Genomic DNA, 7,243 nt, shown 5'->3' on the forward strand with positions numbered 1-7,243 from the left:
CCCGGCGGCGCGTGCTCGGCGGCCAGCAGCGCCGCGCCGCCCCACTCCCCGCCGAGGCCGACGCCCTGCGCGAACCTGAGCAGGACCAGCAGCACGGGGGCCGCGACGCCGATGGCCGCGTAACCGGGCAGCAGGCCGATCGCCACCGTCGACAGGCCCATCACGAGCAGCGAGGCGACCAGCATGGACCTGCGGCCGACCCGGTCGCCCCAGTGGCCGAACAGCGCCGAGCCGAGCGGGCGGGACAGGAACGCCACGGCGAACGTCGAGAACGCCGCCAGGCTCCCCGCCACGGGGTCCATGCCGGGAAAGAACGCGCCGGTGAGCACCAGGGCGGCGGCCGTGCCGTAGATGTAGAAGTCGTAGAACTCGATCGCCGTGCCGACGAGCGTGGCGCCGGCAACGCGCGCGCGGCTCGGCGTCTCAGCGCGGGTGGCGGTTGTCGTCGTCTCTCCCACATGTCCGGGCCAGTTCCGCGACGGCGGCCCTCAGCTCGTCGACCAGGGTTCTGGCGCTGTCCAGGGTCAGGATCTCCGCGTAGAAGGCGAGCGCGCCCGACAGCATGCCGCCGTCGAACCAGCTGTGCAGGACCAGATCGCCCTTGATGTGGCCGAAGTCCTCCGGGAGCCGGACCAGCCTGAGCCCACCCCAGCTCGTCGGGTGCGGGGGGTAGTTGTGGTGGTTGTAGGTGACCTGGAAGTTCGAGCCGAAGGCTGGGTCGTCGTTACCCGGGAAGCACCGGGCGGCGACCGAGGGCGGGAGCCCGGAGTTGGCGTACGCCAGGACGACGCTCTCCGCCACCCTCCGCAGGAGCGCGGATCCGCGCGAGCCGCCGCGCACCAGCGCGCGGACGACGAGCATCCCCCCGAAAGGTCCGATGACGTCCGCGAGCGCGCTGTCCCGGCGGTTCGAGACGGGCGACCTGACGTACAGGTCCTCCTGGCCGGTGAGCCGATGGAGTACCAGGAAGAGGGACGTCAGGAGGACGATGTACGGCGTGACCCCGACGCTCGCGCAGAGCTGTCTGACCGTCCTCGTCTCCCCCTCGTCGAAGTCGAACAGGCACGCGTCGCCCTGGTGGCTGAACACCGCGGGCCGGTCCGCGACGGCGAAGGGGATGTCGAGACGCTCCGGAAGACCCGACAGGGTCTGACGCCAGAAACGCTCCTTGCCATCGAACGCCCCCGCCGCGACGGCCCTGCGCTCCGCCAGGGCGAAGTCGCTGAAACGCCGCACCTCCCCGTCACGGGCCGGACCGCCCGCCCGCAGCCGGGCGTAGGCCGCACCGATGTCCGCGGTCAGCACACTCATCGACCACGCGTCCGCGATCGCGTGGTGGAGGTTGAACGCGCAGACGACGTCGTCCGCCCGGCGATACACCGAACACCGCAACAGCGGCGCCACGGAGGGGTCGAACGCCGTCCGGCGCAACGCCGCCATCATGTCGGTGAAGTGGGGGCCGTGGCGCACCTCCCGCACCAGCGCGCCTCCGGCATCCGCCGCGCCCGGGGCGGCGACCCTCCCGAGCAGCACACCGTCGGCGCCGGTGACGAAGCTGGCCCGCAACGCCTCCTGCCGGTCGACGGTCGCCGCGACCGCACGCGAGAACAGCTCGACATCGAGCCCGCCGCTGACCCGTAGACCGAAACAGAAGTTCTTGAGGAACGCGAACTCGCCGGCGGGCTTCCGCAGATCATGCTGCTGCGACAGGCTGGGGACGAACTGGTAGCCGCGCGCGGTCGCCGGCGCACGCCGCGGCGAGGGATCGACCGCCACGGTCGCCTCCAGGGACGCGGCGACCCCGCGAACCGTCCTGCCCGCGTAGACGGCTTCCAGGGATGTCTCGCACGAGAGCCGCTCCCTGATGGCCATCGTCATCCTGATCGCCGCCAGAGAGTCGCCCCCCAGGGCGAAGAAGTCGTCCTCCACCCCGACGTCCCCGCGTCCGAGAATCTCGCGCCAGATGTCCAGCAGCACGCGTTCGGCGGGCGTGCCTGCCTCCACCCGCGTGGACGGCGTGAGCGGGGTGCCGGCCAGGGCCTGGCGGAGCGCCGATCTGTCGGCCTTTCCGCTGGAGTTCAGGGGAAGGGTGCCGGGAAACCTCCACACCGCCGGGACCATGAACGCCGGAAGGTGCCCGGAGAGGTAGCGGCGGAGGGACTCGGCGCAGACCTCCGTCTCACCGGCGGCAAGCGCGACGAACGCCACCAGGCTCTCGCCGCCGACTGGATTCCCGCAGGGCAGCACCACGGCGTTGTCCACGGCATGGTGCCCGAGCAGCGCTGCCTCGATCTCTCCGGGTTCGATCCGATGGCCGTTGATCTTCACCTGGTGATCGGTGCGGCCGACGTACAGCAGCATCCCGTCGCCGGTTCGCCGTACCAGATCTCCGGTCCGATACAGCCGTCCGGGAGTGTCGCCGAACGGGTCCGCGACGAACCTGTCCGCCGTCATCCCGGGCCGCGTCACGTATCCACGCCCGACCCCGATCCCGCCGATCCACAGCTCGCCCGTGCCGGCGCCGTCCACAAGCTCCCCGCGCTCGTCGACGAGACGGACCTCGGCGCCGGGGATCGGCCGCCCGAGTGGGATGACCTCGTCGCCCTTGGGGTGGCCGACGTGGTAGAGCACCACGTCAGAGCATTCCGCCGGCCCGTAGGAGTTCACGAGCCGCACGCCGCATCCGGCGATCTCTTCCGCAAGACGAGGGGGGATCGGCTCCCCGCCGAGCACGGCCACGCGCAGGGAGTCGCGCAGCAGCGCGTCCTTCAGTACGCGAAACGCCGAGGGCGCGCAGTTCGTCCTGGTCGGCCGATGGCGCTCCACCGCGGCGCGGATCCCGTCGACGTCGCCCACGCGCCGCCCTCCGAAGATCACCTTGCCGCCCGAGGTCAACGGCTCGAAGATGTTCTTCTGGGTCAGGTCGTACGCCACCGAACTGACCACCAGCGTCCTGCCGTCACGGCCGCCGCCCGTCTCCGCTCCGGAGTACCAGGCGCAGAGATTCGCGAACCCCCTGTGGTGGTTGAGCGCCCCCTTGGGGCTGCCGGTCGATCCGGAGGTGAAGATGCAGTAGACGAGGTCGCCCGCGGCGGTGTCGCGCGGCAGGTCGGTGTCCGCGTGGGTGGCGACCTTCCCCCAGCCGGAGTCCAGGCACAGCACCCGTTCGGCGACGCCGTGACGCAGGTCCAGGTGCGCCTGGGTCAGCAGCATCGAGCTGCCGGCCTGCGCCGCCACGAGCCTCACGCGGTTCCTCGGGTACGTGGAGTCGAGCGGCAGGTACGCCGCGCCGGCCTTGAGCACCCCGAGCAACGCCACCACCAGTTCGAGCCCGAAATCCGTACAGACTGCAACGAGGTCGTCGCGCCCCAGACCCGCGGCGCGCAGATATCGCGCCAGCCGATTCGCCCTCGAGTTCAGCTCCCCGTAGGTCAGGTGCTCGTCGCCGATCGCCACGGCGACCGACGTCGGCGCCTCGGCGGCGCGATCCTCGAACTGGTGGTGCACACACACGTCCAGGGGATGCCTCCCAGTCTCGGGGCGCGACGGTTTGGGCTCCACGCCTGGCCAGCGCGGCCATATTGCCAGGTCAGCGGCAGGGTGGCCAGCACCTTCGAGTCCGGGTGTCCGGCGGGGCCCCGGATCGGGCACTCCGGGGGCAAGCCTGAGACACGCCGTCTGACCTGGTGATTGAGCTGGATGTGTTCGCGAGCGAGACTGAGGGTATGCGACATGCGTGCTCGCACGCTCACTCTCCGTAGTGAGCGCCGCCCGAGCACCCCATGCCATAGATCGCACATCCAGGGAGCGCCCAGTGAGCGACAATCTTCTAGAGTCGACCGAGACGCAGCGGAACTTCAACTCCCTCTATGACCGCCGCCGGCGTGCGTCACTGGACGACGCCCGCCAGGAAGCCGAGGCTGTGGTCAAGGCAGTCAGCCGCATCAGCGCCTACGCGGACGAACACTCCTCCCCCGGCGCGGAGAGCCTCGCGGCCGGAAAGCTGTTCGAGATCGCCGGCGAGCCGAGTTCCGCGGAAACGGCGTATCGCAGGGCGCTCGCGGAGGATCCAGATCTGGACGAGGCCGCCGCGAGACTCGTCGTCGTGCTGACGAAGCTGAGGCGCTTCGACGAGGCGCTGGAGATCGGCGGCACCCTCCTCCTGAAGTCCCCGACGGCGGTCTTCTCCTCGCTCGTCTACGAAGGGCCCCTCTCTGCGTGCACCGTGCTGGGCGACGTGTACCGCCTGTCCGGGAACCACACCGTCGCGGCGGGCCTCTACCGTGAGGCGGCGCGGCTTGAGGGGAGCACCCCCTACAGCGTCAGCCAGGCAGTCGTCACGATGGCCCTGGCAGGGCAGGGCCGGGCCATCGCCCAGTTCGCGGATGAGCACTCCGGAGCGAGCGTGGGCGAACGGATCCGGAGCCTGATCCGCCTGTCCCGGGAGACCGACGAGCGCTTCGCCATCATCCAGGAGGTCGCCGCTCGGGCGAACATCGCCGCGGGAGAGTCGATGCTGGTGGACCCGCTCGATCTCGTCGCCGAGCGGTAGTGCTTGGGCACCACGTGGACATCACCCTGGTCAAGAGCGTGCTCCGGACCCGTTTCGCGTTGGACGACGATGACGTGGCGTACGTCGGCGGCTCAGTCGCCGACGGGATCGCGACGCCGTGGTCGGACGTCGACGTGTTCCTCATCCGCCACGGCGCGGAGGCGGCGGACGACGGGATGCGGCTGGTCCCGATGCCGCACGACGACATTCCCATGGACCTGGAGGTGTGGTCACGGGGTGAGGTCGAGGATCTGCTGGGCAAACTGCGCGCGTTGCGGTCGGACTCGCGCAGCGACCACCGCGCGTTCATGCGCTTGTCGGACGACGAGCGGGACTTCCTGCACTCCCTGGCCATCGCGATTCCGGTGCACAACGAGGACCGGCTGCGGGATCTGCAGGCGGACGTGGACCGGGATCTCCTGGCGAAGCTGTCACTGGCTCGGGCGCTGGTGGGGATCACCAATTCGCAGACGGATCTTCTGGGCTGGCTCTCCTCCGGTGATTGGCAGAGCGTCGGAGTGGCGTGTCAGAGGCTGCTGGACTTCTCCGCGTCCGCGCTGCTCGCGGCGATCGGATGCACCCACCCCGGCGGAAAGTGGCTGACCGCTCTGCTCCGGAGCGAGTTCAGAGACAGACCGGTTCCGCCGCGGTTGCTGGCGGGCGCGAAGAGCCTGACGGACCGGTTCTACGCCCTGCAGGCCAGGCCCGCGCACGCGGGCGCCGTCGACGGCTACGCTCGTGCCTGCGTGGGGTTCGCGAACCTGGCGGTGGCGTACGCGCAGACCGCCGGGGTGGAGCGCCTCGACTCCACTGTGCGCGCTGTCCTGTGGTCGCCGGAGTCGCCGCGTTCTCCCTCCGACGGCAGGTCGTGCCCCGCCCTGTCGTGCGGTGCGCAGCTCCGCTACGACTCCGGCCAGTGGTACCTGCTCCACGTCGGGCGGGAGATGTACCAGGTCAACGCCACCGCGGCCGCCATGGTCCTGCTCCTCGACGGCCGGTCCACCGAACAGGATGTTCTGGACGTCCTGCGGGATCTGTCATCGGCCGACCGGGACCAGCTGGCGAGGTCCCTGCACGACCTGCTGATGTTCCTGGAAAACGCCAACCTTCTCGCTCCGTGCGAAGCGTCGTGAGTTCCGCGGGCTCCGCCGGTGTCCGCCAGGACGTCCTCACGACGCTCCCCTGGGGTACGGCCATCCGCGACGAGGCGGCCGAGCTCGCGGTGGCGCTGCGGCTCGGCGAGCCGTCCTCCGCCGCGGGACCCGTCCGGTGGGAGGTCGATTCCGACGCGGTCGCCATCCGTTGGTCCGCTGGCCGGGTCGTGATCCCCGCCGCCGTTCTCGACCTGGTGGCCGCGGCGGGCTTCCCGATCCCGGGCGTCGCCGGCGACGGTGTCGAGGCCCTCGCACTGAGCTTGCTCATCGCCGTGACCGCTCTGGCCACGCCGGGCAAATGCGGTCCGGCTCATGGTGCCTGGCCGATCGACGGCTCGGGACGGCCCCGTCTCGACGGGCCGGACGGCGCGGAGGGGCTCGACGGCGGCGCGACCGCACGCGTGGCCGTGTTGGGGGCGGTCCTGCTGGCCGCCGACGACGCCGCTGCCACAGTGGCCGAGACGCTGCGCGGGCATTGGCCGGTGCCACAGATCCGGTCGGCCGCCCGGGTGACGTACATCGCCGGCCTCGCGCATCCTCAGCCGGCGCGTCGCCGGCAGGCCTGCCGTCGTACCGGCGAGGTGGTGACGTCGTGCTGGCTGCTTCCCGGGCTCCGCTCCGCTTACCGGCGTACGACGTCGCCGGCGGTGCGCTTGGCGATCGACGAGGCGCACCACCTGATCGGCAAGGCGGCCCTGGCCGCCCCGGATGAGCGTGCGGTGTCGCGGATCCGGCGCAGCACCTACTCCGGCCGGTTGCATCGCCTGGACCGGTTGATCGCCCAACTGGTGGTGTCGGCCGCCGACGGCGGCGAGCCTGTGGCCGGGGTCGACGTCGAGCTGCTGAGGCGCTCCCTCGACGAGGGCGGCGCCGTCCGGATTCGGGACGAGGCCGTCTCGGACGGCAGGACGAGCGTCGACCTCTGGCACGCGCTGCGAGACGCCGGCGTGCGTGGGACCGTGCTGGCCGGCGACCGATACTCCGCCTTCACGCTGGTCGAGACGCCGGATGGCGCGGCCGGCGTCCTCGACGGATCCGGCCGGTGCATCCAGATCGAGAGCACGGAGGTGCTGGAACTGCCCGCCGCGCGCCGTCCCGGCCTCGGTGACCCGACCGCCCGCCGCCTCGAGGTCTCCCCGGCCAGGACGGCGTGCCGGTGGGTGACTCCTGCCCGTCCCCCGCTGGAACAGTGCGCCGCCGCGGGGCTCGCGCTCGAGTTCCGCGGTCAGGACGTGTTCGTCCACGATCCGCGTCCGGCGCAGATCATCCGGGCATGCGGCCTGCTGTACCGGCGGCTGCGGGACGACGTGGACGCCGACAGCTACTTCGCCGACGCCGACATCGCCGCGGCGATCAGCGGGTTCGGCGACGACCTGACCGTGGGAGGCGTCCTCCTGGTCGGCAGTGTCATCGACTCGCGGGACAGCCGCCGCCGCTACACCGACGTCGACGTGCTGCAACGGACGGCGGGCGGCGAGCTGCGCCACTGCGCCCGGCTGGGCCGCGGCGTCGGGCCGGCGGTCGCCGGCGGTGTGGC

At 71.4% G+C, this 7,243-nt stretch carries 5 protein-coding genes; 3 read left to right on the top strand and 2 right to left on the bottom strand.

From position 1 onward, the window contains the following. Together DQW85_RS30955 and DQW85_RS30960 are read right to left on the bottom strand one after the other, a co-directional pair. On the bottom strand, window positions 1–458 hold a 458-nt coding region (locus DQW85_RS30955; RefSeq protein ID WP_113703343.1), incomplete at its 3' end, for an MFS transporter. After that, window positions 424–3,513, bottom strand: a complete 3,090-nt coding sequence (locus DQW85_RS30960; protein ID WP_162795511.1) for a non-ribosomal peptide synthetase — start codon at window positions 3,511–3,513, stop codon at window positions 424–426. The genes DQW85_RS30960 and DQW85_RS30955, both read right to left, overlap by 35 nt. Before the next feature lie 301 nt (window positions 3,514–3,814). On the opposite strand from DQW85_RS30960, the gene DQW85_RS30965 reads away from it, so the two are divergent. From DQW85_RS30965 to DQW85_RS44930, 3 genes are all read left to right on the top strand, one after another. Further along, window positions 3,815–4,552, top strand: coding sequence for a tetratricopeptide repeat protein (locus DQW85_RS30965; protein ID WP_162795512.1), 738 nt, complete (start codon window positions 3,815–3,817; stop codon window positions 4,550–4,552). Between the two features lie 14 nt (window positions 4,553–4,566). Beyond that, window positions 4,567–5,685, top strand: coding sequence for a PqqD family protein (locus DQW85_RS30970; protein WP_113703345.1), 1,119 nt, complete (start codon window positions 4,567–4,569; stop codon window positions 5,683–5,685). Continuing rightward, window positions 5,670–7,243: hypothetical protein (locus DQW85_RS44930; RefSeq protein ID WP_205315542.1), on the top strand; the 1,574-nt coding region annotated here is incomplete at its 3' end. The genes DQW85_RS30970 and DQW85_RS44930, both read left to right, overlap by 16 nt.

It is taken from the genome of Nonomuraea lactucae (assembly GCF_003313395.1).
Taxonomy (GTDB): Bacteria; Actinomycetota; Actinomycetes; order Streptosporangiales; family Streptosporangiaceae; genus Nonomuraea; species Nonomuraea lactucae.